Here is a 22565-nt window from a genome sequence, read left to right as displayed (position 1 = left end):
CCCGGTTACATTCCGAACCCGGAAGCTAAGCCTCACAGCGCCGATGGTACTGCAGGGGGGACCCTGTGGGAGAGTAGGACGCCGCCGAACTAATTGTAGAGAAAACCCCTGTCCGGGTTACCGGACGGGGGTTTTCTGCGTTTAGGGGACTTGCCATAGCGGGTCCCCGCCGCTGGAATAGCGGGTCCCGCGGGACACAGTTCAGAGGCGGCCGGCTGATTTGAGGGTGAGGTAGGCGTCCGCGAGAGCGGGGGCCAGGTCGGACGGCGTCGCGTCGACGACCGTGACACCGTGCCGCATGAGCGTGTCCGCGGTACGACGGCGCTCCGCCTTGGCCTGGGCCGCGGACGCCGCGTCGTAGACGGCCTCGGCCGAGCCGCGCGACGCGGCCATCGCCTCGACCGCGGGGTCGGCCACCGAGGCGACGATCACCGTGTGCCGCTTCGTCAGGCGGGAGAGGACCGGCAGCAGTCCCTCCTCGACCGGGGCCGCCTCCAGGGACGTGAGAAGGACGATGAGGGAGCGGCGGGGAGCCGTGTGCAGGGCCGCGGCGGTCAGGCCACGGGCGTCCGTCTCGACGAGCTCCGGTTCGAGCGGGGCCATCGCGTTGACCAGGGCCGGCAGCAGCTGGTGGGCGGTGCGGCCCTGGACCAGGGCGCGGGTGCGGCGGTCGTGGGCGAGGAGGTCGACGCGGTCACCGGCCCGGGAGGCCAGCGCGCCCAGGAGAAGGGCCGCGTCCATGGAGGCGTCGAGGCGGGGCGCGTCACCGACACGCCCCGCCGACGTGCGGCCGGTGTCGAGGACCAGCAGGATGTGGCGGTCGCGCTCCGGGCGCCAGGTGCGGACCGCCACCGTGGCGTGGCGGGCTGTCGCGCGCCAGTCGATGGAGCGGGTGTCGTCGCCGGGGACGTACTCGCGCAGGCTGTCGAACTCCGTGCCCTCGCCCCTGGTCAGGACGGTGGTGCGGCCGTCGAGTTCGCGGAGGCGCGCCAGTTTGGCCGGCAGGTGCTTGCGGCTGTGGAAGGGCGGCAGGACGCGGACCGTCCACGGGACGGCGTGCGTGCCCTGGCGGGTGAAGAGGCCGAGGGGGCCGAAGGAGCGTACGGTCACGCGGTCCGCGTGGCGGTCACCCCTCCGGGTGGGCAGGAGGCGGGTGGTGACGCGGCGGCGTTCGCCCGGTGGGACCGTCACGCGGTGGCGGGACGCATCCTGTTCCGTGCCGGGCTGCCAGGCGCTGGGCGGCCAGGCGTCGCGGAGGTGGGCGCGCAGCGGGCGGCGCGAGGGATTGGTGACCGTGAGGGTGACGTCGGCCGGGTCGCCGAGGCGTACGGAGGTGTCGCCGGAGCGGGTCAGGCGCAGTCGGCGTACCGGCGCGGCCAGGGCGAAGTCGCAGGCGCAGGCCAGGGCCAGAGGGGTGTTGACGGCGAGGATGCCCGTCCAGCTGGGCTCCCAGATCCCGATGGGGAGGGAGCCCAGGGCGGCGAGCAGGGCCGTACGTCCGGTGAGGGCCATGTAGGTGTCGTCTCCGGGCCGGTCAGCGGGGGACGGGGACGTGGGTGAGGAGGGCGTTGATCACCGAGTCCGGCGTGACGCCTTCCATCTCCGCCTCCGGGCGCAGCTGCACGCGGTGGCGGAGCGTGGGCAGGGCGAGGGCTTTGACGTCGTCGGGGATGACGTAGTCGCGGCCGGTCAGCCAGGCCCAGGCGCGGGCCGTCGCGAGCAGTGCCGTGGCGCCGCGCGGGGAGACTCCGAGGGTCAGCGAAGGGGATTCGCGGGTCGCGCGGCAGATATCGACGACGTACGCCGTGATCTCTGGGGAGACCGTGATCTTCGCGACGGCGGACCGCGCCGCTTCCAGGTCGGCGGCGGTGGCCACCGGGCGGAGCCCGGCCGCGTGCAGATCGCGGGGGTCGAAGCCGGTGGCGTGACGGGTGAGGACGTCGATCTCGTCCTGGCGGGTGGGCAGGGGGACGTTCAACTTGAGGAGGAAGCGGTCCAGTTGCGCCTCGGGGAGGGGGTAGGTGCCCTCGTACTCGACGGGGTTCTGCGTAGCCACCACCATGAACGGTTCGGGGAGCGGGCGCGCGATGCCGTCGACCGTGATCTGGCGCTCCTCCATGGCCTCCAGGAGGGAGGACTGGGTCTTGGGCGGGGTCCGGTTGATCTCGTCCGCGAGGAGGAGGTTGGTGAAGGCCGGGCCGGGCTGGAAGGAGAAGCGGGAGGTGTGGGTGTCGTAGACGAGGGAGCCCGTGATGTCGCTGGGCATCAGGTCCGGAGTGAACTGGACGCGCTTGGTGTCGAGTTCGAGGGAGGCGGCGAGGGCGCGCACGAGGAGGGTTTTCGCCACCCCGGGGACGCCTTCGAGGAGGACGTGGCCGCGGCAGAGCAGTGCCACGACCAGGCCCGTGACGGCGGGGTCCTGGCCGACCACGGCCTTGGCGATCTCGGCGCGCAGGGCTTCCAGGGACGCCCGTGAGCTGCGGGGATCGGACGTGGGCCCGGCATTGTCAGTGGTCGGGTCCATCATGAATTCCGTACCTCTCTTTCGAGGGCGTCGAGGTGGTCGGCGAGGGCGATGAGCGCCGCGTCGGTGGCCGGCGGCGGGCCGAAGAGGAGGGTGGGCAGGTCCTGGGCGGGCGTGGGGAGTTGACGCGCCAGGGCGGGGAGGAAGGTCTCGGGCGTGTGGGCCTGGGACGGGGGGACGCCGATGAGGGGGGCGAGCGTGGTGCGGGTGGAGATACGCAGGGCCGTGGCGGCACGGTCGCGGGCGTTCGCCTTGCGGTAGAGGCGGGCGCGGCCTTCGACGGTCTCGGAGGCGCGGATCGCGACGGGGAGCCGTTCGGCCACCAGGGGGCCCAGGCGGCGGGCGCGCCACAGCGCGGCCAGTGCTGCCGCGACGAAGAGTTGCAGGGTGCCCCAGAGCCAGCCCGAGGGGATCAGGTCGAGGAAGCCGCGGTCGTTCTGTGCGTCGCCGGCAGCGGCGTCGTCGGAGAGGGAGGGGAGGTACCAGACCAGATGGGGGCGGGTACCGAGGAGTTGGAGGGCGAGCGAGGCGTTGCCGTGCTCGTCGAGGCGGTCGTTGAGAAGGATGTCGGGGGAGCCGAGGAGCACGGTGTCGCCGGTGCCGGTCGTCGCGGGCAGGCGCAGGAGCGTGGGGGCGCCGTCACCGGGATAGCAGGAGTCGGCGTCGCTGCGCGCCGTGTCGTAGCGGTGGCCGCCCGTCGCCGCGGTGCCGGCGCGGCGGGCCGCGGGCAGGGTGCAGTCCGGGGCGAGCACGGTGTCGGTGCTCGGTGCGGTCTCGGCGTCGACGCCGGGGGCGAGCCGGTCGACGGAGGCCGGGCCGGGGGCGACCAGGACCGTGCGGCCGCCGGAGTCGGCGGTCGCGGCCTGGAGTTGCTCCTGCTGGTGCGGGGTGAGCAGGTCGGGGACGGCGACCAGGAGCGTGGTGTCCCGGTCGGTCGCGGCCCGGGCCTCGGCGGTCGTGGTGACCAGGCGGGTGTCCACGCCGCGGTCGGCGAGGAGCGCGGTGACGGCCCGGCTGCCGTACGGGTCGGCGGAGCGGGGGTCGAGGGTGCCGTGCTTCTCGCCGGAGCGGACCGCCGCGATGGCCACGCCCGCGATCAGGAGGACGGCCAGGGCCAGGGCGATACCGCGTGTGCGGGTCCAGATCTGGCGGGCCGTCGGGGTGACGGAGGTGTGCTCGGGGGCCGGTGCGGGGGGCGGGGGCGCCGTGAGCGTCGCAGTGGCGCCGGCGCCGACGCTGGTGGTGGTCGCGGTGGCGGTGCTCGTCGGTTCGCCTGGGGCGCCGCTGTGCGTGCCGTCGTCGCCGGCGTGGCGGGAGTGTGCGGCGTCGTGCTCGGCCGGTGGCTGGGGCGCGGGCGTGCCCGGGGGCCGGGTGCCGTCGCGCGGGTCCGGGGTGTTCGGCTCGGTCACCGGGGCGGGGCTGTGCGTGCCGTCGTCGGCGGCGTGGCGGGCGTGTGCGGCGTCGTGCTCGGCCGGTGGCTGGGGCGCGGGCGTGCCCGGGGGCCGGGTGCCGTCGCGCGGGTCCGGGGTGTTCGGCTCGGTCACCGGGGCGGGGCTGTGCGTGCCGTCGTCGCCGGCGTGGCGGGCGTGTGCGGCGCCGTGCTCGGCCGGTGGCTGGGGCGCGGGCGTGCTCGGGGGCCGGGTGCCGTCGCGCGGGTCCGGGGTGTTCGGCTCGGTCACCGGGGCGCTCCCGGGGTGGCGGTCAGCGACGGCGCCGTGCGCTCCAGCTCGGTGTCGAGGGAGGCCAGGCGCTGGTACGTCTCGGGGGTCGCGCTGCGGCCGCCGTACGCGACGTCGTCGAAGGCGCGGGCCGCCGCGTGCAGGCGCTCCGCGTGCAGCGGGAGCGGCCGGGCGGCCTCCGTGGCGGCCTCGTCGGCGGTGCGGCCGGGGCGCGGGTCGAGCAGGGCGCGCTCCTCCAGGGAGCGGACGAGGGCGCGCATCCGCTCCTGGACGGCCCGGTCGAAGTGGCCCCGGGCGGCGTGCGCGTCGGCGGCCGCGCGGTGTTCGGCGGCGCTGCGCGGGCGGTCGTCGAAGAGGGGCGCGGGGGCGGCGGGGGAGCGGTGGGGGGTGCCGAGGCGCCACCACAGGGCGGCCGCGACGGCGACGACGGCCAGGAGGACGACGACGAGGCCGAGCGCGCCGCCCGGTGTGGCGTCGGACGCGGCGGAGAACAGTTTGCCGACCCACTCCCAGAAGGTGTTCAGGGCGCGGACGAACCAGCTGGGGTCGTGCTCGTGGTACGCGGGCTTGGACAGTTCGCGCTCGGCCGCCTCCTGGGCGGGGCCGCGCGGGACGGTGACCGGTGGCGCGTCGCCACCGGTGCCCGTCAGCCGGGTCACGGCGGTGAGCACTCCCCCTGGCATGCTCACCGCATCAGCTCCCCGGGGTGGCGCCGGGGGTGTCCCCGTAGCCGTGCAGGCCCGCGGCGCGCGCGAGTTCGAGGTCGAGGGCCTCGCGGCGGATGCGCTGGTCTATGTAGAGCAGCACGGTCACGCCCGCGGTGATCGGGAAGGTGATGGTGGAGCCGACCACCGCGCCGATGCCGCTGATGATCAAAAAGGCCCAGCCGACGTCGCCGCCGGTGTCGAGGAAGCCGCTCAGGCCGTCGCCGCTGACCGCACCGGCGATGAGGCTGAAGGGGACCAGGATGATCGAGGCCACGACGCCGGCGATGATCGACGCGAGGATCTGGATCCCGAAGACCCGCCACCAGGAGCCGCGGACGAGCTTGGTGGAGCGGCTCATCGCCTTGCGGACGGTCTGCTTCTCCAGCATCAGCGCGGGCGAGGCCAGCGAGAAGCGGATCATCAGCCAGATGGCGACGATCAGTCCGGCGAGGCCGCCGATGACGGCGAGGGCGATCCCGGCGTCGGACGAGCCGGCCAGCGCGACCAGGATGCCGGGGATCGTGCCGGCGAAGACGACGGCGACGGCGATCAGAGGCAGCAGCAGTGTCAGGCCGAGCAGCCGCAGGAGCTGCGGGCGGGCATCGCGCCAGGCCTCCTTGACGGTGACGGACGTGCCGAGCACGGCGCGGCTGGTGACCGTGGTGAGCAGCGCGGTGGCGACGATGGTGCCGAGCAGCGTGACGACCTGGACCACGCCGGAGCCGGCCAGGATGCCGCCCATGGCACGGGTGACCTCGCCGGCACTGGCGTTCGGGTCGTCGAGGACGTCGGTGGTCGCGGAGTCGTTCAGGACGAAGCCCTGGAGGAGGACGACCAGGACCTCGGTGAGCACGGCGACGGCGAGCGAGATGCCGAGGACGGTGCGCCAGTACGTACGCATCGTGGACACGGCGCCGTCCAGGATCTCGCCGACGCCGAGCGGGCGCAGCGGGATGACGCCGGGCTTGGCCGCGGGCGGCGGGCCGCCGTAGCCGCCGTGGCCCCAGCCGCCGTAGCCACCCGGGCCGCCAGGGGGCTGGTGGCCCCAGCCCTGGCCGCCGCCCCAGCCCTGGCCGCCGCCCCAGCCCTGGCCGCCCCAGCCCTGGCCCGGTCCGGGCGTCGGCGGTGGCGGCGGAGGGGGCGGGGCCTGCCCGGAGCCGGGGGCGGGCGGGCCGGAGGGCGCGGACCACTGGGCGGGCGGCGGCTGCTCCTTGGACCACTGGGGGCCCTGGCCCGCGGCGTCCTGCGGGCGGGCGTCCTTGGGGCCGGCGCCCTGGGGCGGGCCGCTCGCGCTGTCCTCGCGGTCGTCGTCGGGGCCGTCGGAGGGGGCGGATCCGGGCGATGCCCAGCCCGGAGAGTCGTTCATCGTCGCTCCTTCAAGGTGCCCGTCCGCGGTCGCGGCGGCAGGTTGGCTGCCATCGTGCCACGGGGTGGCTGCCGGGTGACCTGGGCCCGTAGTGGCAGGACACCTTCAATTGTCGGGCCTCCACGGGGCAGACTGGGCAGATGGCTGATCAGTACGCGCAAACCGGTGGGGACATACGGCCCAGCGAGGACATACAGCCCACGACCATCGACATACCGGCGATCCGCTGGGAGGAACCGGCCGAGGGACCGGTTCTGGTGTTGCTCGACCAGACGAGGCTGCCGGCCGAGGAGGTCGAGCTGGTGTGCACGGACCCGCAGGGGCTCGTGCAGGCGATCCGCTCCCTGTCCGTGCGCGGGGCTCCGCTGCTCGGCATCGCGGGGGCGTACGGGGTGGCGCTCGCCGCCGCCCGCGGCTTCGACGTACGGGACGCGGCGGACGCGCTGGCCGCGGCCCGGCCCACCGCGGTCAACCTCGGGTACGGCGTGCGCCGGGCCCACGACGCGTACCGCGCCGCGCTCGGGAACGGCTCGGGCGGCGCCGACTCCGCACGGGAGCGGGCCGCCGCGGCCGCGCTCGCCGCCGCGCGCGCCCTGCACCAGGAGGACGCCGCGGGCAGCGTCAAGATGGCCGAGCACGGGCTGCGGCTCCTGGACGAGCTGCTGCCCGGCGGCAACCACCGGATCCTGACGCACTGCAACACCGGGGCGCTGGTCTCCGGCGGGGAAGGCACGGCCTTCGCCGTGGCGCTCGCCGCGCACCGCTCCGGGCGGCTGCGCCGGCTGTGGGTGGACGAGACGCGTCCGCTGCTCCAGGGAGCGCGGCTGACGGCGTACGAGGCCGCGCGCAACGGGATGGCGTACACGCTGCTCACGGACAACGCGGCGGGGTCGCTGTTCGCCGCCGGTGAGGTGGACGCCGTGCTCGTCGGGGCGGACCGGATCGCCGCCGACGGTTCGGTGGCGAACAAGGTGGGGAGCTATCCGCTCGCCGTGCTGGCGCGCTACCACCACGTGCCGTTCCTGGTGGTGGCGCCCGTCACGACGGTGGACCCGCTGACGCCCGACGGCGCGTCCATCGAGGTGGAGCAGCGGGCCGGCCATGAAGTGACCGAGGTCACGGCGCCCCAGGCGCCGCTGGCCGGGTTGGAGGCGGGAGGCGGAATTCCGGTGGCGCCGCTGGGGACGCAGGCCTACAACCCCGCGTTCGATGTGACGCCGCCGGAGCTGGTGACGGCGATCGTGACGGAATGGGGCGTCGTTTCGCCCGTGACAGGTGGGAGTCTGGCGGAGCTGTGTTCCAGGTCACGCCAGGTAACGATGAGCTAATGGGATGATGTGGTCCATGAAGGGACGAGTCCTTGTCGTCGACGACGACACCGCACTGGCCGAGATGCTCGGCATTGTGCTGCGTGGTGAAGGTTTTGAGCCGTCGTTCGTGGCTGACGGCGACAAGGCGCTGGCCGCTTTCCGTGAGACCAAGCCCGATCTGGTCCTCCTCGACCTGATGCTGCCCGGCCGGGACGGCATCGAGGTCTGCCGCCTGATCAGGGCGGAGTCCGGGGTGCCGATCGTGATGCTCACGGCGAAGAGCGACACCGTCGATGTCGTCGTGGGCCTGGAGTCGGGTGCCGACGACTACATCGTGAAGCCGTTCAAGCCGAAGGAGCTGGTGGCCCGGATCCGGGCGCGGCTGCGGAGGTCGGAGGAGCCCGCCCCCGAGCAGCTGGCCATAGGTGACCTGGTTATCGACGTGGCCGGGCACTCGGTGAAGCGGGACGGACAGTCGATCGCGTTGACGCCGCTCGAGTTCGACCTGCTGGTCGCCCTCGCGCGCAAGCCGTGGCAGGTGTTCACGCGTGAGGTGCTCCTGGAGCAGGTATGGGGCTACCGGCACGCGGCGGACACCCGCCTGGTCAACGTGCACGTGCAGCGACTGCGCTCGAAGGTCGAGAAGGACCCCGAGCGGCCGGAGATCGTGGTGACCGTCCGAGGCGTCGGTTACAAGGCCGGACCGAGCTGACGTGACCCGGGACAGTGCCGCTCCGGCGCCCGGCACGCCGGGGTCGCGTCCGGAGCGGCCTGTGGGATCCCCGGCCGGGCGCGGCTCCTGGCTGCGCCGGGCCGTGGACGGGGGCCTGCTGCTCAAGGGCGGGATGAACGGCAGCCCGGTACTGCGCCTGTTCACCCGCTGGGTGCGGCGCCCGCTGCTGCCCGCGATGCGGCTGTGGCGGCGCAACATCCAGCTGAAGGTGGTCGTCACGACGCTGCTGATGTCGCTCGGCGTGGTGCTGCTGCTCGGCATCGTCGTGATCGGCTCGGTGCGCAACGGTCTGCTGGACGCGAAGGTGAAGGCCTCGCAGAGCCAGGCCGAGGGCGGGTTCCGGGCCGCCAAGGACCGGGCGGACTCCGCCCTCGCGGGTGTGCGCGGCGGCGCCTCGGACGACACCCGCACCAATCTGAGCGGCAACAAGTGGCTGAGCGACCTCGCCACACAGCTGTCCAGCGGCGGCAAGGGCGCCTTCGACGTGGTGACGCTGAGCCCGGGCGACGCCGACGCCGGCAGCGGCAGCCGCGGTCCGCGCGCCTCCGGGGGCGTGGAGCCGGACCGCAGCGTCCCCGACGACCTGCGCGCGCGGGTCGACCGGATGACCGGCGCCTCGCAGAAGTACACCCGCATCGTCTACAAGGGCGGCGCCGAGTCGCAGCCCGGCCTCGTCATCGGCAAGCGGCTCACCGACCCGCAGGGCCACCCCTACCAGCTGTACTACCTCTTCCCGCTGACCCAGGAGGAGAAGTCCCTGGGTCTGGTGAAGGGCACGCTCGCCACGGCCGGACTCTTCGTGGTCGTCCTGCTCGGTGCGATCGCCTGGCTCGTCGTGCGGCAGGTGGTGACACCGGTGCGGATGGCGGCCGGGGTGGCCGAGCGGCTCTCCGCGGGCCGCCTCCAGGAGCGTATGAAGGTGACCGGTGAGGACGACATCGCGCGTCTCGGTGAGGCCTTCAACAAGATGGCGCAGAACCTCCACCTGAAGATCCAGCAGCTGGAGGACCTGTCGCGGATGCAGCGGCGGTTCGTCTCCGACGTCAGCCATGAGCTGCGCACGCCGCTGACGACCGTGCGGATGGCCGCCGACGTCATCCATGAGGCGCGGGTCGACTTCGACCCGGTGACGGCGCGCTCCGCGGAGCTGCTCGCCGATCAGCTGGACCGGTTCGAGTCGCTGCTGGCCGACCTGCTGGAGATCAGCCGGTTCGACGCGGGAGCGGCGGCGCTGGAGGCCGAGCCGATAGACCTGCGCGAGGTCGTGCGCCGCGTCGTCGGCGGGGCCGAGCCGCTCGCCGAGCGCAAGGGCACGCAGGTGCGCGTGGTCGGGGACGAGCAGCCGGTGGTGGCCGAGGCGGACGCGCGCCGCGTGGAGCGCGTCCTGCGCAACCTCGTGGTGAACGCGGTGGAGCACGGCGAGGGCAAGGACGTCGTGGTGCGGCTCGCGGCCGCGGGCGGCGCGGTCGCCGTCGCGGTGCGCGACTACGGGGTCGGGCTGAAGCCGGGCGAGGCGACGCGGGTCTTCAGCCGCTTCTGGCGGGCCGACCCGGCCCGCGCGCGGACGACGGGCGGGACGGGCCTGGGCCTGTCGATCGCCCTGGAGGACGCGCGGCTGCACGGTGGCTGGTTGCAGGCGTGGGGCGAGCCGGGCGGCGGTTCGCAGTTCCGGCTGACGCTGCCGCGGACCGCGGACGAGCCCCTGCGCGGTTCGCCGATACCCCTGGAGCCGGAGGATTCCCGGCGGGCCCGGGAGGCGGGCGACGCGCAGCCGCCGTCGGTGGCGGGCCGGAAGCTGGCGACGGTGCCGGCCCAGGCGTCCGCCGGGTCGGCGAGCCCGATAGCGCCCCGGCTCGCTCCGACGGCCGTCTCCGCCGATCCGACGGCGCTGCCGGGCAGCGGTGCCCGGGTGGTGTCGCGCGGCGGCGTGAGCGGGGACGGCGCGGCCGGGGTGCCCAGGCAGCCCGGTGAGCGCCCGCGCAGGGACGGGGAGCCGGGGCCGGCCGCTCCGGCGGACGGCGCGCGGCGGCAGGGGAGCGGGATCGACGAGGCACGGGCCGACTCCGGTGCGTGGCGCGGGGACGTGGCCGTGGGCGGGCGCCGGATCGCGGAGGCGGACGGGCGCGGCGAGGGGAGCGACGGCGGTCGTGAGTGAGCAGCGGGCGCCGCGACGGTGGCGCGGGACACGGGCGGGGGCGCTGGCCGGGTGCGGGGTGATCGTGCTCGCCGGGTGTGCGTCGATGCCGGACAGCGGTGGGCTCGAATCGGTCGAGGCGTCGCAGCGGCCGGACTCGCAGGTGCGCGTCTTCGCGCTGCCGCCGCGCGACGGAGCCAGCCCGATGAACGTCGTGGACGGCTTCCTGGAGGCGCTGACCAGCGACGACCCTTCGTATGCGATGGCCCGCAAGTACCTGACGCCGAAGGCCGCGAAGGAGTGGCGGCCGGGGCAGCAGACCGTGGTGCTCGCCGACGGGCCGAGCCCGCGGCCGCTGGGGCAGCAGAACGCGGGGGACGAGGGCCGGGTCTTCCGGCTGACGGGGCAGCAGGTCGCCACGGTCGACCAGCAGCAGGCCTACCAGCCGGACTCCGGCCAGTACGACACGAACCTGCACCTGTCGCTGGTCAAGACCGCCAAGGGCAACCAGTGGCGCATCGACAGCCTGCCCACAGGCGTCGTGCTCGGTGAGTCGGACTTCCAGCGCATCTACCAGTCCGTCAACAAGTACTACTACGCGGTGAACACGGTGGCCGAGGACGAGCCCCCGCAGAAGCGGCTCGTCGCCGACCCCGTCTTCGTACGGCAGTGGACGGACCCGCTGACCGAGACGGTCAAGGAGGTCCTCGCCGGGCCGACGCGCTGGCTGGACCCCGCGGTGCGGACGGCGTTCCCGACCGGGGCGGGCCTGAAGGACGGCGTGGACTCGCTGGCCCCGGACGACGCGAACAAGCTGACGGTGCCGCTGAACCGGCAGGCGGAGGACGTCACGCCGACCAAGTGCCGGGAGATGGCGGCGCAACTGCTCTTCTCGCTGCGGGACCTGTCCTCGTCGAGCGTCGACGAGATCGAGCTGAAGCGGCCCGACGGCCGCCTGATGTGCGCGCTGAACGAGTCCGAGGCCGACGCCCTGGTGGCGCCGCGCCGCTCGCCCGTCCTGGACGACCAGTACTTCTTGGACGGCAAGGGGCGGCTGGTGCGGATGACCGGTGGCAGCGGCGCGGACCGGGACCCGGAGCGGGTGCCGGGGCCGCTGGGCGAGGGCGGCCAGCCGATGCGTTCGGTGGCGGTCTCCCGCGACCAGGACCGGGCCGCGGGGGTGTCGGGCGACGGCCGTTCGCTGTACGTGGCGTCCTTCGTCAGCAGCGCCTCGCTGGGGGACGCGCTGGTGCGCAGCCACGCTGGGGACGTGAAGGACGGCCTGTCGACGCCCAGTTGGGACGGGCGCGGCGACCTGTGGGTGGCCGACCGGAACCCCGCCGACCCGCGGCTGCTCGTCTTCGGCAAGGGGCTCGGCGACCGGATGCAGCGGGTCTCCGTCGAGGGGCTCGGCGACAAGGACCGGATCGAGACGGTGAAGCTCTCCGCCGACGGTGCGCGGATCGCGCTGCTGGTGAAGCAGGACAAGGGCAGGACGTCGCTGCGCATCGGCCGGGTCGAGCGGCAGACCGACGGGGAGGGCGGCGTCGAGTTCTCGGTGACCGACCTGCGTGTCGCCGCGCCGGAGATGGAGGACGTCACGGCGGTGTCGTGGGCGGGCGGCAGCCGGCTCGTGGTCGTCGGCCGGGAGGCCGGTGAGCTGCAGCAGATGCGGTACGTGCAGTGCGACGGGTCGACGCCGACCGGGCAGGCGCTGCCGGGCCTGACCCGGGTCAGCGAGATCTCGGCGTCCGAGGACGAGCGGCTCCCGCTGCTCGCGCACTCGGACGACGGCATCGTGCGGCTGCCTTCCGGGGCGGCGTGGCAGTCGGTGGCGAAGGACGGGACGGCGCCGGTCTATCCGGGGTAGGGCTCGCCTGCCTGCCTGCCTGTCCGTCATCTCGGCGGATCGTGTCCGCGCTGGCCGTTGTCCACAGGCCGTTGTCCACAGGGGTGGTCGCGCCCGGTGCGGGGCGGCACAGTGGGGGGATGCGGGGGTGGTGGCAGGACCTCTCCGGCCTGGTGCTGCCGGCTCAGTGCGCGGGCTGCGGCAGGTCGCGTACGACGCTGTGCGCGCGGTGCTCGGCGGCGTTGTGCGGCGCCGTGCCCGGTCGCGTGCGGCCTCGGCCGGAGCCGGCCGGACTCCCGGTCGTCCATGCGGCGGCGCCGTACCGGGACGCGGTGCGGGCCGTGCTGCTCGCGCACAAGGAGCGCGGCGCGCTCGGCCTTGCGGCACCGCTCGGCGCGGCCCTCGCCGGGGCCGTGCGGGCGGGACTACTTGTGACCGTCGGGCCGGGCGGGCCGGGTGGGCCGGGCGGGCCGGGCCCGGGTCAGGGGCCGGACACCGGAGCCGTTGGGCTCGTCCCGGTGCCGTCCGCACCCCGTGCCGTCCGGGCGCGCGGGCACGACCCCCTGCGGCGGATCGCCTACGCGGCGGCGGCCGAGCTGCGCCGCGGCGGCGTCCGGGCCCGCGTCCTGCCGGTGCTGCGGCAGCGGCGCCCGGTCGCGGACCAGGCGGGCCTCGACGCGCGGCAGCGGCTCGCCAACATGACCGGGGCGCTGGAGGCGGTGGGCGGCAGCGACCGGCTGCTCGCGGAAGTTGGCCGGATCGTGCTGGTCGACGACCTCATGACGACCGGTGCCTCGCTGGCGGAGGCGGGCCGCGCGCTCCGTGATCCGACGGTTTTGAGGCCTTCGCAATGGGGCAGCGGGCAGGTCAGGGGAGGACGAGAACGCTCCGTGACCGGCGCCGGGAAAAACGGCCCGGAGTTGGTCCTGGGAGCGGTGATCGCCGCTTCTCCGGATTCCTTCGAAATAAACCGGAACTGACCGACAATCTGCGTCGTTGCAGGTGGTGAGAGGGTTATTTCATCTGAATGGAGGTACGCGCCAGTAGAGGGTGACGACATCCGTCCGGGCGAGATATGTTCGGATGTGAGGAACTTGGGCGAGAAAGGCAGCCCCAGTACCTCGCATATCGGAATGCCGTGCCGTGGGTTAGCGCCGAGTCGCAGCAATCACCCGCAACGGTGGGGTGGAGAGCGTGCCCACGGGGGAGGAGGAGGTGGAAGTCACCGAGTCCGAGGCTCCGGAAAATGGCCGGAGCCTGGTGCAAAAGGGAGATGCTCCGCCTCACGAGCGGAGCGATCCGGGAACGGAGTTCTGCGTGGACATCGTCGTCAAGGGCCGCAAGACCGAGGTACCGGAGCGGTTCCGTAAGCACGTGGCCGAGAAGCTGAAGCTGGACAAGATCCAGAAGCTCGACGGCAAGGTGATCAGCCTCGACGTCGAGGTGTCCAAGGAGCCCAACCCCCGACAGGCCGACCGGTGCGACCGCGTGGAGATCACGCTGCGCACGCGGGGCCCGGTGATCCGGGCGGAAGCCGCGGCAAGCGACCCGTACGCGGCGCTCGACCTCGCCACCGACAAGCTGGACGCGCAGCTGCGCAAGGAGCATGGCAAGCGCTCGACCAGGCGCGGCACCCGGCGGATCTCCGCCGCCGAGGTCGCCGAGCGCGTCCCGGACGCCGCCACGCTCAACGGGGACGGCACGATCGCCCGGGACGAGAGCCAGGACGACGGCGTGCCGACCACCAGGATCGGCTCGCTCGAGGTGCAGGGCGAAGGCCCCCTCGTCGTCCGCGAGAAGACGCACGTGGCGGCGCCCATGTCGCTCGACCAGGCGCTCTACGAGATGGAGCTGGTCGGGCACGACTTCTATCTGTTCGTGGACTCCGAGACCAAGGAGCCGAGTGTCGTCTACCGGCGCCACGCCTACGACTACGGCGTCATCCACCTCAGCACCGACCCGATGGTGACCGACGACGAGGTGCGGCACGCCGACGCGGGCGACGCCATCGGCGGCTGAGCCGCCGCGGACGCGGCTCGCTCACCGGGTGCGGCCGCCCGAGTCGACCCGGCACGGCTGCCCGAGCTGACCCGGCACGGCTGTCCGAAACGCACTCATCCGGTGCCCCTGGAGCGCGCGTGCGCCCCGGGGGCACCTTTGTGCGACCCCCCGGTGCACCGCACCGTCGCCGCACAAAGGCCGCGGCATGAAATCATGGCCGGGCCGGGTCAACCGGCGTATCGGCGCCTCGGGTTGGCGCGGCACAGGAGAACGGGCCACGGCCTTCAGGGGGAGGAACGATGGCGGACAGCTTCGGACCGATGCGGGGCGACGGCGCCGGCACTGCCGACGACGGCTCCGGCATGGGCCCGGGCGCGGGCGCCCCGCGCGAGGAACCCATCCGGGTCCTCGTCGTGGACGACCACGCGCTCTTCCGGCGCGGCCTCGAGATCGTCCTCGCGGCCGAGGAGGACATCCAGGTCGTCGGTGAGGCCGGGGACGGCGCGGAGGCGGTGGACAAGGCGGCCGACCTGCTGCCGGACATCATCCTCATGGACGTCCGCATGCCCAAGAGAGGCGGCATCGAGGCCTGCACCTCCATCAAGGAGGTGGCGCCCAGCGCCAAGATCATCATGCTGACGATCAGCGACGAGGAGGCCGACCTCTACGACGCGATCAAGGCGGGGGCGACCGGCTACCTCCTCAAGGAGATCTCCACCGACGAGGTGGCCACGGCGATCCGCGCGGTGGCCGACGGGCAGTCGCAGATCAGCCCGTCGATGGCGTCGAAGCTGCTGACCGAGTTCAAGTCGATGATCCAGCGCACCGACGAGCGCCGGCTCGTGCCCGCGCCCCGGCTGACCGACCGGGAGCTGGAGGTGCTCAAGCTCGTGGCCACCGGCATGAACAACCGGGACATCGCCAAGGAGCTGTTCATCTCGGAGAACACCGTGAAGAACCACGTGCGCAACATCCTGGAGAAGCTGCAGCTGCACTCCCGGATGGAGGCCGTGGTCTACGCGATGCGCGAGAAGATCCTGGAGATCCGCTAGCCCTGGCCGCTCTGGCCACTCTCGCCGCCCGGCGCCGGGGTCTCGCCCAGTGCGCCGACGAGCGCCGTACGCAGGGACGCGTCCGCCATGCGCTCCACCCGTACGCTCTCGCAGCCGACCCAGCTCGCCGCCTCCCACAGGGCCGCCGCGACCCCCCGCACCGCCTTCGGGCCGTCCAGGGAGACCTGCCGCGCGACCAGGGTGGAGCCCTCGCGGGCCGGATCGACCCGGCCCACCAGCCGGCCCCCGGAGAGCACCGGCATCGCGAAGTAGCCGTGGACGCGCTTCGGCTTGGGGACGTAGGCCTCCAGGCGGTGGGTGAAGCCGAAGATCCGCTCGGTGCGCGCCCGCTCCCAGACCAGGGAGTCGAAGGGCGACAGGAGCGTGGTGCGGTGGCGGCCGCGCGGGACCGAGGCCAGCGCCGCCGGATCGGCCCAGGCCGGCTTCGCCCAGCCCTGGACCTCCACCGGGACCAGGCCGGTGTCCGCGACCACCGCGTCGAACTGCTCGCTCTTGAGACGGTGGTAGTCCGCGATGTCGGCGCGGGTGCCCACCCCCAGCGCCTCGCCCGCCTGCCGCACGAGACGGCGCACGCACTCCAGGTCGTCCAGGTCGTCATGGAGCAGGCCGGCGGGGATCGCCCGCTCCGCCAGGTCGTAGACCCGCTTCCAGCCGCGCCGTTCCACGCACACCACCTCGCCGTACATCAGCGCGCGCTCGACGGCGATCTTCGACTCCGACCAGTCCCACCACTCGCCCTTGTTCTTCGCGCCGCCCAACTCCGTGGCCGTGAGCGGGCCTTCGGTGCGCAGCTGCTTGACGACCTGCTCGTACGCCCCCGTGGGCAGGTCGTGGTGCCAGTGCGGGCGGGTGCGGTAGGCGCGGCGGCGGAACGCGAAGTGCGGCCACTCCTCGATGGGCAGGACGCAGGCCGCGTGCGACCAGTACTCGAAGGCGTGCCGCCCGGTCCAGTACGCCGCCTCGACGTCCTTGCGGCCGACGGCGCCCAGGCGTGCGTACGGGATCAGCTCGTGCGAGCGGGCGAGCACCGAGATCGTGTCCAGCTGGACCGCGCCGAGGTGGCGCAGCACCCCGCGGACGCCGCCCCTGCGGTCCGGGGCGCCGAGGAGACCCTGGGCGCGCAGCGCGATGCGGCGGGCTTCGTCTGCGGACAGGTCGGCGGCGGGACGCGGCGAGGTCGTCATGCCGGAAACGATAGGCCCGGCCACTGACAGCCGGGCCGTCGGCGCGGGCGGTGCCGGAGCCCCGGGGAGCGGGCCCGTGCGGCGGACGTCAGGCGGGCGCCGGCAGGTAGGGCAGGGGGCACGGCAGACCGAGGTCGGAGGGGAGCAGGGCGCCGATCCAGCAGTCGCGGAGCACCTCCTTGTTGAGCAGGCCCGAGCGCAGCACGCCCTCGATCGTGAAGCCGGCCTTCTCGGCGACCGTGCGCGAGCCCACGTTCCCCACCTCGGCCCGCCACTCCAGGCGCGTACAGGCGAGGTCGGTGAAGGCCCAGCGGGCCAGGCCGAGGACGGCTTCCGTCATGTAGCCGCGGCCGCGGTGCTCCTTGGTGGCCCAGAAGCCGATCTCCCAGGTGCCCGCGCGCGGGTGGTGCAGGGAGATCGCGCCGAGGACCGGGCCCTGTGCCTCGGTGCGCAGGGCGAAGGTGTACTCGGTGTCGAGGCGCCAGCCGTCCGTGACCATGCGCCGCACGAAGTACTCCGCGTCCACGCGCGCGTACGGCGAGGGGATCGGGACCCAGCGCTGGATCTCGGGGTCCTGGACCGCCGCGCACACCTCGTCGATGTCGGCGGGCACGAACGTGCGCAGTTCCAGGCGGCCGGTGGTGAGTGTCACGGGGTCCATCGACCGATTGTGCGCGGGGCGGGGGAGGGATGTCACCACTTTTCATGTCCCTTACCGGCACCTTCCGAGGGCCCCGTCCGTTGGACCTCACGGCAGACCTCCCGGCGCGGTGGGGTCCTCGCATACGATGGCCGTTGCTCAGGCTGTCGCCCGAGTAACCGACCGTGCCAGGCCCGACCGGCAAGGAGACCAACCGCGTGTCCGTCCTCCAGAAGATCATGCGTGCAGGCGAAGGCAAGATCCTGCGCAAGCTGCACCGCATCGCGGACCAGGTCAACTCCATCGAAGAGGACTTCGAGTCCCTCTCCGACGCCGAGCTGCGCGCCCTCACGGATGAGTACAAGCAGCGGTTCGCGGACGGCGAGACCCTCGACGACCTGCTGCCCGAGGCCTTCGCGACCGTGCGCGAGGCCGCCCGGCGCGTCCTCGGCCAGCGTCCCTACGACGTGCAGCTGATGGGCGGCGCCGCGCTCCACCTCGGCTACGTGGCCGAGATGAAGACCGGTGAGGGCAAGACCCTGGTCGGCACGTTGCCGACGTATCTGAACGCGCTGTCCGGCAAGGGCGTCCACCTGATCACGGTGAACGACTACCTGGCCGAGCGCGACTCCGAGATGATGGGCCGCGTCCACAAGTTCCTGGGCCTGACCGTGGGCTGCATCCTGGCGAACATGACGCCGGCGCAGCGCCGCGAGCAGTACAACTGCGACATCACCTACGGCACGAACAACGAGTTCGGCTTCGACTACCTGCGCGACAACATGGCGTGGTCCCAGGACGAGCTCGTCCAGCGCGGCCACAACTTCGCGGTGGTGGACGAGGTCGACTCCATCCTCGTCGACGAGGCCCGTACGCCGCTGATCATCTCCGGCCCCGCCGACCAGGCCACGAAGTGGTACGGCGACTTCGCCAAGCTCGTCACGCGCCTCAAGAAGGGCGAGGCGGGCAACCAGCTGAAGGGCATCGAGGAGACCGGCGACTACGAGGTCGACGAGAAGAAGCGCACCGTCGCCATCCACGAGCCGGGCGTTGCCAAGGTCGAGGACTGGCTGGGCATCGACAATCTCTACGAGTCGGTGAACACCCCGCTGGTCGGGTACCTGAACAACGCGATCAAGGCCAAGGAGCTGTTCAAGAAGGACAAGGACTACGTCGTCATCGACGGCGAAGTCATGATCGTCGACGAGCACACCGGCCGTATCCTCGCCGGCCGCCGCTACAACGAGGGCATGCACCAGGCGATCGAGGCGAAGGAAGGGGTGGACATCAAGGACGAGAACCAGACCCTCGCCACGATCACCCTGCAGAACTTCTTCCGCCTCTACGACAAGCTCTCCGGCATGACCGGTACGGCGATGACCGAGGCCGCCGAGTTCCACCAGATCTACAAGCTCGGCGTCGTCCCGATCCCGACGAACAAGCCGATGGTCCGCAAGGACCAGGCCGACCTGATCTACCGCACCGAGGTCGCCAAGTTCGACGCGGTCGTCGACGACATCGCGGAGAAGCACGAGAAGGGTCAGCCGATCCTCGTCGGCACGACGTCGGTCGAGAAGTCCGAGTACCTCTCGCAGCAGCTCTCCAAGCGCGGCGTCCAGCACGAAGTGCTGAACGCCAAGCAGCACGACCGGGAGGCGACGATCGTCGCCCAGGCGGGCCGCAAGGGCGCCGTGACCGTCGCGACGAACATGGCGGGCCGCGGTACCGACATCAAGCTCGGCGGCAACCCGGACGACCTGGCCGAGGCCGAGCTGCGCCAGGCGGGTCTGGACCCCGTCGAGCACGTCGAGGAGTGGGCCGCGGCCCTGCCCGCCGCCCTGGAGAAGGCCGAGCAGGCCGTCAAGGCGGAGTTCGAAGAGGTCAAGGAGCTGGGCGGGCTCTACGTGCTCGGCACCGAGCGCCACGAGTCGCGCCGTATCGACAACCAGCTGCGCGGTCGTTCCGGCCGTCAGGGCGACCCCGGCGAGTCGCGGTTCTACCTCTCGCTCGGCGACGACCTGATGCGCCTGTTCAAGGCGCAGATGGTCGAGCGCGTCATGTCGATGGCGAACGTGCCGGACGACGTGCCGATCGAGAACAAGATGGTGACCCGGGCCATCGCCTCCGCGCAGTCGCAGGTCGAGCAGCAGAACTTCGAGACGCGTAAGAACGTCCTGAAGTACGACGAGGTGCTCAACCGCCAGCGCGAGGTGATCTACGGCGAGCGCCGCCGCGTCCTGGAGGGCGAGGACCTGCACGAGCAGGTGCAGCACTTCATGGACGACACCATCGACGCCTACATCGGCGCCGAGACCGCCGAGGGCTTCGCCGAGGAGTGGGACCTCGACCGGCTGTGGGGCGCCTTCAAGCAGCTCTACCCGATCAAGGTCACGGTGGAGGAGCTGGAGGAGGAGGCCGGTGACCGCGCCGGTCTGACCGCCGAGTTCATCGCCGAGGCCGTCAAGGACGACATCCACGCGCAGTACGAGCAGCGCGAGGAGCAGCTCGGCTCCGAGATCATGCGTGAGCTGGAGCGCCGGGTCGTGCTCTCCGTGCTCGACCGCAAGTGGCGCGAGCACCTCTACGAGATGGACTACCTCCAGGAGGGCATCGGCCTGCGCGCCATGGCGCAGAAGGACCCGCTGGTCGAGTACCAGCGCGAGGGCTTCGACATGTTCACCGCCATGATGGAGGGCATCAAGGAGGAGTCCGTCGGCTACCTGTTCAACCTGGAGGTCCAGGTCGAGCAGCAGGTCGAGGAGGTCCCGGTCGAGGACGCCGCGCCCGTCACCTCGCTCGACAAGGAGGACGTGGTCCCGGCGCAGGCCGGTTCGCGTCCGGAGATCCGCGCCAAGGGCCTGGACGCCCCGCAGCGGCCGGACCGCCTGCACTTCCAGGCGCCGAACGCGGAGGGCGGGGTCGACGAGGGTGACTTCGTCACCGAGGACGGCCCGGCGCGCTCCGAGTCGGACGGCCTGACGCGGGCCGAGCGCAGGAAGCAGTCGAAGGGCCGTCGCCGCAAGAAGTGACGATCGTTCGTGAGAAGGGCCGGGCACGGGGTGCCCGGCCCTTCGCGTTGCGCGGCCACCCGCTCGGCCGCGCCCGCGGCGGCGCGGGTCTCGTCTTCCCGCTCAGCCGCGCTCGCGGGGCGGGCGGCCGTCGAGCTCGACCGCGGTGACGCGCCACCGGTCGTCGCGGGAGAGGTGCAGGCGGAAGGCGAGGGCGTGCAGCCGGGTGCCCGCGGTGATGCGGGCGAAGACCTCGAAGGTGCCGTCGGAGGGTTCGAAGTGGCCGATGCGGTGGATCGTGGGGCGCCGGCCGCCGGTGCCGAGCGGGCGGCGGGCCACCAGCCACAGCAGGTCGTCGTAGGCCCGGTCGGCCGTGTGCCGGGCCAGCCAGTGCGGGGGCTTGTGGCCGCACAGCACCAGCAGGAGCCGCTGCGTGAAGAGCTCGGTCGGGTGGGGCGGCGCCTGCGGCGGGACCCGGCGCTCGGCGGGGCGGCGGGAGTCCCGGCGGGACGGGGGCCGGGTGGTGCCTCGCGGACCCCGCCTGGTCATCACCTTCTGCACTGCGCGCCTCCGGATACCAGTGAGTAACTCTGTGGGGGACCTTCTACGGCGCCCCGAGAAGCCCGCGCAAGGCAGGCGCGGCCCGGCCCGGCGGCGGCGCCGCGTTCACTGATCCGGGTGACGGGGCCGGGGGCGGGCGCGCTGCGGGGCGGGCGCCGCGGGTGACCGGGCGAACCGCCCTTGACGTGGGCGCCAGGAGCGGCCCGCAGCCCGAAGGGGGACTCCCGCCCGTATCCTGGAGCCCCCAGAGACCCCAGAGACCCCCAGAGGTCTCGGAGACCGTCAGAGGTCTCAGAAGCCCGAAGACGACAAGACGACGAAAGCGGCCGGCCATGCGCGTGTACGTTCCTCTGTCCCTGCCCCGACTCGCAGAGGCGTACGAGGCCGGCGAGCTGGGACCCGCGCCGCTGACCGCCTACGCCGTCACCCCGGCGCTGCGCGAGTGGTACCTGTCGGACGACATCGAGGAGCTGGAGTACGCGGCGCTCAACCGCGCCGCGCTGGCCTCGCTGCGGCTGCTCGCCGGGGAGCCCGGCGCCGCGCGGCGCCGGGTCGTCGTCGCCGTCGACGTGCCGGACCGGGCCGCCGCCGTGGACCCGGGCACCGGGCTCGACCCGACCGCGCTCGGCGAGGTGTCCGTGCGCGAGGCCGTGCCGCTGGCCAAGGCCGCCGCCGTACATGTGGACGCCGACGAGGCCGAGGCCGACGTCACCGCCGCCGCGGCCGCGCTCGGCGCCGCCGACCACGGCGACGACGACGCGCAGTTCGTGGTGGACGGCGCCGAGGACCACGAGCTGCTGTGGTTCGCCACGCAGGAGATCGCGAACCTGGTGGGCCGCGGCGAATAGGGCCGTGGCAGCCCGCGGCGCGGGGGGTATTTTCGGCGCATGGGGAAGCACATAGCCGCGGCGCACATCGTCTGGGACTGGAACGGGACCCTGTTCCACGACAACGACGCCATCATCCGGGCCACCAACGCGGCCTTCGAGGAGATCGGCCTCGCTCCGATCACGCTGGAGCGGTACCGCGCGCTGTACTGCGTGCCGGTGCCCAAGTTCTACGAGCGGCTGATGGGGCGGCTGCCCACGGCGGCCGAGTGGGACGTGATGGACGAGGCCTTCCACCGGCACTACGCGCAGCACTCCGCGGCCTGCCGACTGGCCGACGGCGTCGAGTCGCTGCTCGCCGGATGGCAGGACGCCGGGCGCAGCCAGTCCATCCTGAGCATGTACGAGCACGAGCAACTGGTGCCGCTGGTCAAGCAGTTGGGGATCACGTCGCGGTTCGTGCGGATCGACGGGCGGACCGGGCCCTCGGGCGGCAGCAAGGCGGAGCACATGGTGCGGCACCTGCGCGCGCTGCGCGGGGTCGCGCCCGAGCGGACCGTGGTCATCGGGGACGCCGCGGACGATGCCGTCGCCGCGCTGGGAGTCGGGGCGCGGGCCGTGCTCTACACGGGCGGATCGCACGGCCGGGCCAGCCTGGAGGGCGTCGGCGCCCCGGTGGTCGACACCCTGGCGGAGGCGGTGCGGGAGGCCGAGCGGATCGTGGCCGCGGCCTGAAAGCTCCGTCGGCCCCGGGGCTCTTTCCGGCCCCGGGGCCGGGCGGGGAGCGGCCCGCCGCCGTCAGGGATTCCGGGTGCCGTTGGTCACACCGCGCCCGTGCGGCGGGCCGGCCCGCGCCGCCGGCTGCGGCGCGGTGGCGGCCCGTCGTCGCGGCAAGAGGGCGCTGGACGACCGGTGTTCTGTGCGAAGTGTCAAAGTTCGACCACTTGTTTTGTACACATACGGCTCATG

18 protein-coding genes and 1 rRNA gene are annotated in these 22565 nt (G+C 73.1%); 11 read left to right on the top strand and 8 right to left on the bottom strand.

The window, feature by feature from the left end; translation table 11 throughout:
- Window positions 1-90 (top strand): 5S ribosomal RNA (rrf, locus tag ACIBW6_RS12820); the annotation flags it as partial.
- Between the two features lie 111 nt (window positions 91-201).
- Here rrf and ACIBW6_RS12815 read toward each other — a convergent pair.
- The 5 genes from ACIBW6_RS12815 to ACIBW6_RS12795 form a co-directional block, all read right to left on the bottom strand.
- Entirely contained in the window at window positions 202-1512 is a 1311-nt protein-coding gene (locus tag ACIBW6_RS12815) for a DUF58 domain-containing protein (RefSeq protein WP_399059267.1), read from the bottom strand.
- A gap of 22 nt (window positions 1513-1534) precedes the next feature.
- A complete protein-coding gene (locus ACIBW6_RS12810) occupies window positions 1535-2524 on the bottom strand; it encodes an AAA family ATPase (RefSeq protein ID WP_399059266.1) in 990 nt (329 codons plus the stop codon).
- Window positions 2524-3669, bottom strand: coding sequence for a DUF4350 domain-containing protein (locus tag ACIBW6_RS12805; protein WP_399059307.1), 1146 nt, complete (start codon window positions 3667-3669; stop codon window positions 2524-2526). The genes ACIBW6_RS12810 and ACIBW6_RS12805 overlap by 1 nt, the downstream gene beginning before the upstream one ends.
- Before the next feature lie 530 nt (window positions 3670-4199).
- A complete protein-coding gene (locus ACIBW6_RS12800; RefSeq protein WP_399059306.1) occupies window positions 4200-4886 on the bottom strand; it encodes a DUF4129 domain-containing protein in 687 nt (228 codons plus the stop codon).
- Window positions 4887-4896: 10 nt separating this feature from the next.
- Complete coding sequence (locus ACIBW6_RS12795; protein WP_399059265.1) at window positions 4897-6276, bottom strand: glycerophosphoryl diester phosphodiesterase membrane domain-containing protein; 1380 nt, start codon at window positions 6274-6276, stop codon at window positions 4897-4899.
- A gap of 140 nt (window positions 6277-6416) precedes the next feature.
- On the opposite strand from ACIBW6_RS12795, the gene mtnA reads away from it, so the two are divergent.
- From mtnA to ACIBW6_RS12760, 7 genes are all read left to right on the top strand, one after another.
- Entirely contained in the window at window positions 6417-7604 is a 1188-nt protein-coding gene (gene mtnA, locus ACIBW6_RS12790; RefSeq protein ID WP_399059264.1) for an S-methyl-5-thioribose-1-phosphate isomerase, read from the top strand.
- A 4-nt stretch (window positions 7605-7608) separates the two neighbouring features.
- Window positions 7609-8298: a two-component system response regulator MtrA gene (mtrA, locus tag ACIBW6_RS12785; protein ID WP_199836122.1), complete on the top strand. Its 690-nt coding sequence runs from the start codon at window positions 7609-7611 to the stop codon at window positions 8296-8298.
- A gap of 1 nt (window position 8299) precedes the next feature.
- On the top strand, window positions 8300-10474 hold the full coding sequence (gene mtrB, locus ACIBW6_RS12780) for an MtrAB system histidine kinase MtrB (RefSeq protein WP_399059263.1): 2175 nt from the start codon (window positions 8300-8302) through the stop codon (window positions 10472-10474).
- A gap of 85 nt (window positions 10475-10559) precedes the next feature.
- Window positions 10560-12323: an LpqB family beta-propeller domain-containing protein gene (locus tag ACIBW6_RS12775; RefSeq protein ID WP_399059305.1), complete on the top strand. Its 1764-nt coding sequence runs from the start codon at window positions 10560-10562 to the stop codon at window positions 12321-12323.
- 119 nt (window positions 12324-12442) lie between these two features.
- Window positions 12443-13282: a ComF family protein gene (locus ACIBW6_RS12770; protein WP_399059261.1), complete on the top strand. Its 840-nt coding sequence runs from the start codon at window positions 12443-12445 to the stop codon at window positions 13280-13282.
- A 337-nt stretch (window positions 13283-13619) separates the two neighbouring features.
- Window positions 13620-14321, top strand: a complete 702-nt coding sequence (hpf, locus tag ACIBW6_RS12765; protein WP_399059260.1) for a ribosome hibernation-promoting factor, HPF/YfiA family — start codon at window positions 13620-13622, stop codon at window positions 14319-14321.
- A gap of 281 nt (window positions 14322-14602) precedes the next feature.
- A complete protein-coding gene (locus tag ACIBW6_RS12760; protein ID WP_399059259.1) occupies window positions 14603-15355 on the top strand; it encodes a response regulator in 753 nt (250 codons plus the stop codon).
- Here ACIBW6_RS12760 and ACIBW6_RS12755 read toward each other — a convergent pair.
- Together ACIBW6_RS12755 and ACIBW6_RS12750 are read right to left on the bottom strand one after the other, a co-directional pair.
- Window positions 15352-16560, bottom strand: coding sequence for a winged helix-turn-helix domain-containing protein (locus ACIBW6_RS12755; RefSeq protein WP_399059257.1), 1209 nt, complete (start codon window positions 16558-16560; stop codon window positions 15352-15354). The two genes, ACIBW6_RS12760 and ACIBW6_RS12755, sit on opposite strands and share 4 nt — an antisense overlap.
- Before the next feature lie 88 nt (window positions 16561-16648).
- Entirely contained in the window at window positions 16649-17221 is a 573-nt protein-coding gene (locus ACIBW6_RS12750; RefSeq protein ID WP_399059256.1) for a GNAT family N-acetyltransferase, read from the bottom strand.
- A 197-nt stretch (window positions 17222-17418) separates the two neighbouring features.
- On the opposite strand from ACIBW6_RS12750, the gene secA reads away from it, so the two are divergent.
- Window positions 17419-20229 (top strand): preprotein translocase subunit SecA, encoded by a 2811-nt coding sequence (gene secA / locus ACIBW6_RS12745; protein WP_399059255.1) that lies wholly within the window; start codon window positions 17419-17421, stop codon window positions 20227-20229.
- Between the two features lie 102 nt (window positions 20230-20331).
- On the opposite strand, the gene ACIBW6_RS12740 is transcribed toward secA, so the two are convergent.
- Complete coding sequence (locus tag ACIBW6_RS12740; RefSeq protein WP_399059254.1) at window positions 20332-20757, bottom strand: Rv3235 family protein; 426 nt, start codon at window positions 20755-20757, stop codon at window positions 20332-20334.
- 344 nt (window positions 20758-21101) lie between these two features.
- Between ACIBW6_RS12740 and ACIBW6_RS12735 the strand changes: the two genes are divergently transcribed.
- Together ACIBW6_RS12735 and ACIBW6_RS12730 are read left to right on the top strand one after the other, a co-directional pair.
- Entirely contained in the window at window positions 21102-21617 is a 516-nt protein-coding gene (locus ACIBW6_RS12735) for a DUF6912 family protein (protein ID WP_399059253.1), read from the top strand.
- A 39-nt stretch (window positions 21618-21656) separates the two neighbouring features.
- Window positions 21657-22331 (top strand): HAD family hydrolase, encoded by a 675-nt coding sequence (locus tag ACIBW6_RS12730; protein ID WP_399059252.1) that lies wholly within the window; start codon window positions 21657-21659, stop codon window positions 22329-22331.
- The last annotated feature ends 234 nt before the right edge of the window (window positions 22332-22565 follow it).

The organism is Streptomyces sp. NPDC049813 (assembly GCF_044465085.1).
Taxonomy (GTDB): domain Bacteria; phylum Actinomycetota; class Actinomycetes; order Streptomycetales; family Streptomycetaceae; genus Streptomyces.
The sequence above is the reverse complement of the archived record's forward strand: the minus strand, read 5'-3'. Positions and strand labels throughout refer to the sequence as shown.

What these genes read in the sequence shown, in the direction of transcription:
- mtnA (WP_399059264.1), top strand. Translation starts at nt 6,417, where the DNA reads ATGGCTGATCAGTACGCGCAAACCGGTGGGGACATACGGCCCAGCGAG.
- ACIBW6_RS12755 (WP_399059257.1), bottom strand. Translation starts at nt 16,560, where the DNA reads ATGACGACCTCGCCGCGTCCCGCCGCCGACCTGTCCGCAGACGAAGCC.
- ACIBW6_RS12775 (WP_399059305.1), top strand. Translation starts at nt 10,560, where the DNA reads ATGCCGGACAGCGGTGGGCTCGAATCGGTCGAGGCGTCGCAGCGGCCG.
- ACIBW6_RS12735 (WP_399059253.1), top strand. Translation starts at nt 21,102, where the DNA reads ATGCGCGTGTACGTTCCTCTGTCCCTGCCCCGACTCGCAGAGGCGTAC.
- ACIBW6_RS12815 (WP_399059267.1), bottom strand. Translation starts at nt 1,512, where the DNA reads ATGGCCCTCACCGGACGTACGGCCCTGCTCGCCGCCCTGGGCTCCCTC.
- ACIBW6_RS12730 (WP_399059252.1), top strand. Translation starts at nt 21,657, where the DNA reads ATGGGGAAGCACATAGCCGCGGCGCACATCGTCTGGGACTGGAACGGG.
- ACIBW6_RS12750 (WP_399059256.1), bottom strand. Translation starts at nt 17,221, where the DNA reads ATGGACCCCGTGACACTCACCACCGGCCGCCTGGAACTGCGCACGTTC.
- ACIBW6_RS12795 (WP_399059265.1), bottom strand. Translation starts at nt 6,276, where the DNA reads ATGAACGACTCTCCGGGCTGGGCATCGCCCGGATCCGCCCCCTCCGAC.
- ACIBW6_RS12770 (WP_399059261.1), top strand. Translation starts at nt 12,443, where the DNA reads ATGCGGGGGTGGTGGCAGGACCTCTCCGGCCTGGTGCTGCCGGCTCAG.
- mtrA (WP_199836122.1), top strand. Translation starts at nt 7,609, where the DNA reads ATGATGTGGTCCATGAAGGGACGAGTCCTTGTCGTCGACGACGACACC.
- ACIBW6_RS12810 (WP_399059266.1), bottom strand. Translation starts at nt 2,524, where the DNA reads ATGGACCCGACCACTGACAATGCCGGGCCCACGTCCGATCCCCGCAGC.
- ACIBW6_RS12760 (WP_399059259.1), top strand. Translation starts at nt 14,603, where the DNA reads ATGGCGGACAGCTTCGGACCGATGCGGGGCGACGGCGCCGGCACTGCC.
- ACIBW6_RS12740 (WP_399059254.1), bottom strand. Translation starts at nt 20,757, where the DNA reads ATGACCAGGCGGGGTCCGCGAGGCACCACCCGGCCCCCGTCCCGCCGG.
- ACIBW6_RS12800 (WP_399059306.1), bottom strand. Translation starts at nt 4,886, where the DNA reads ATGCCAGGGGGAGTGCTCACCGCCGTGACCCGGCTGACGGGCACCGGT.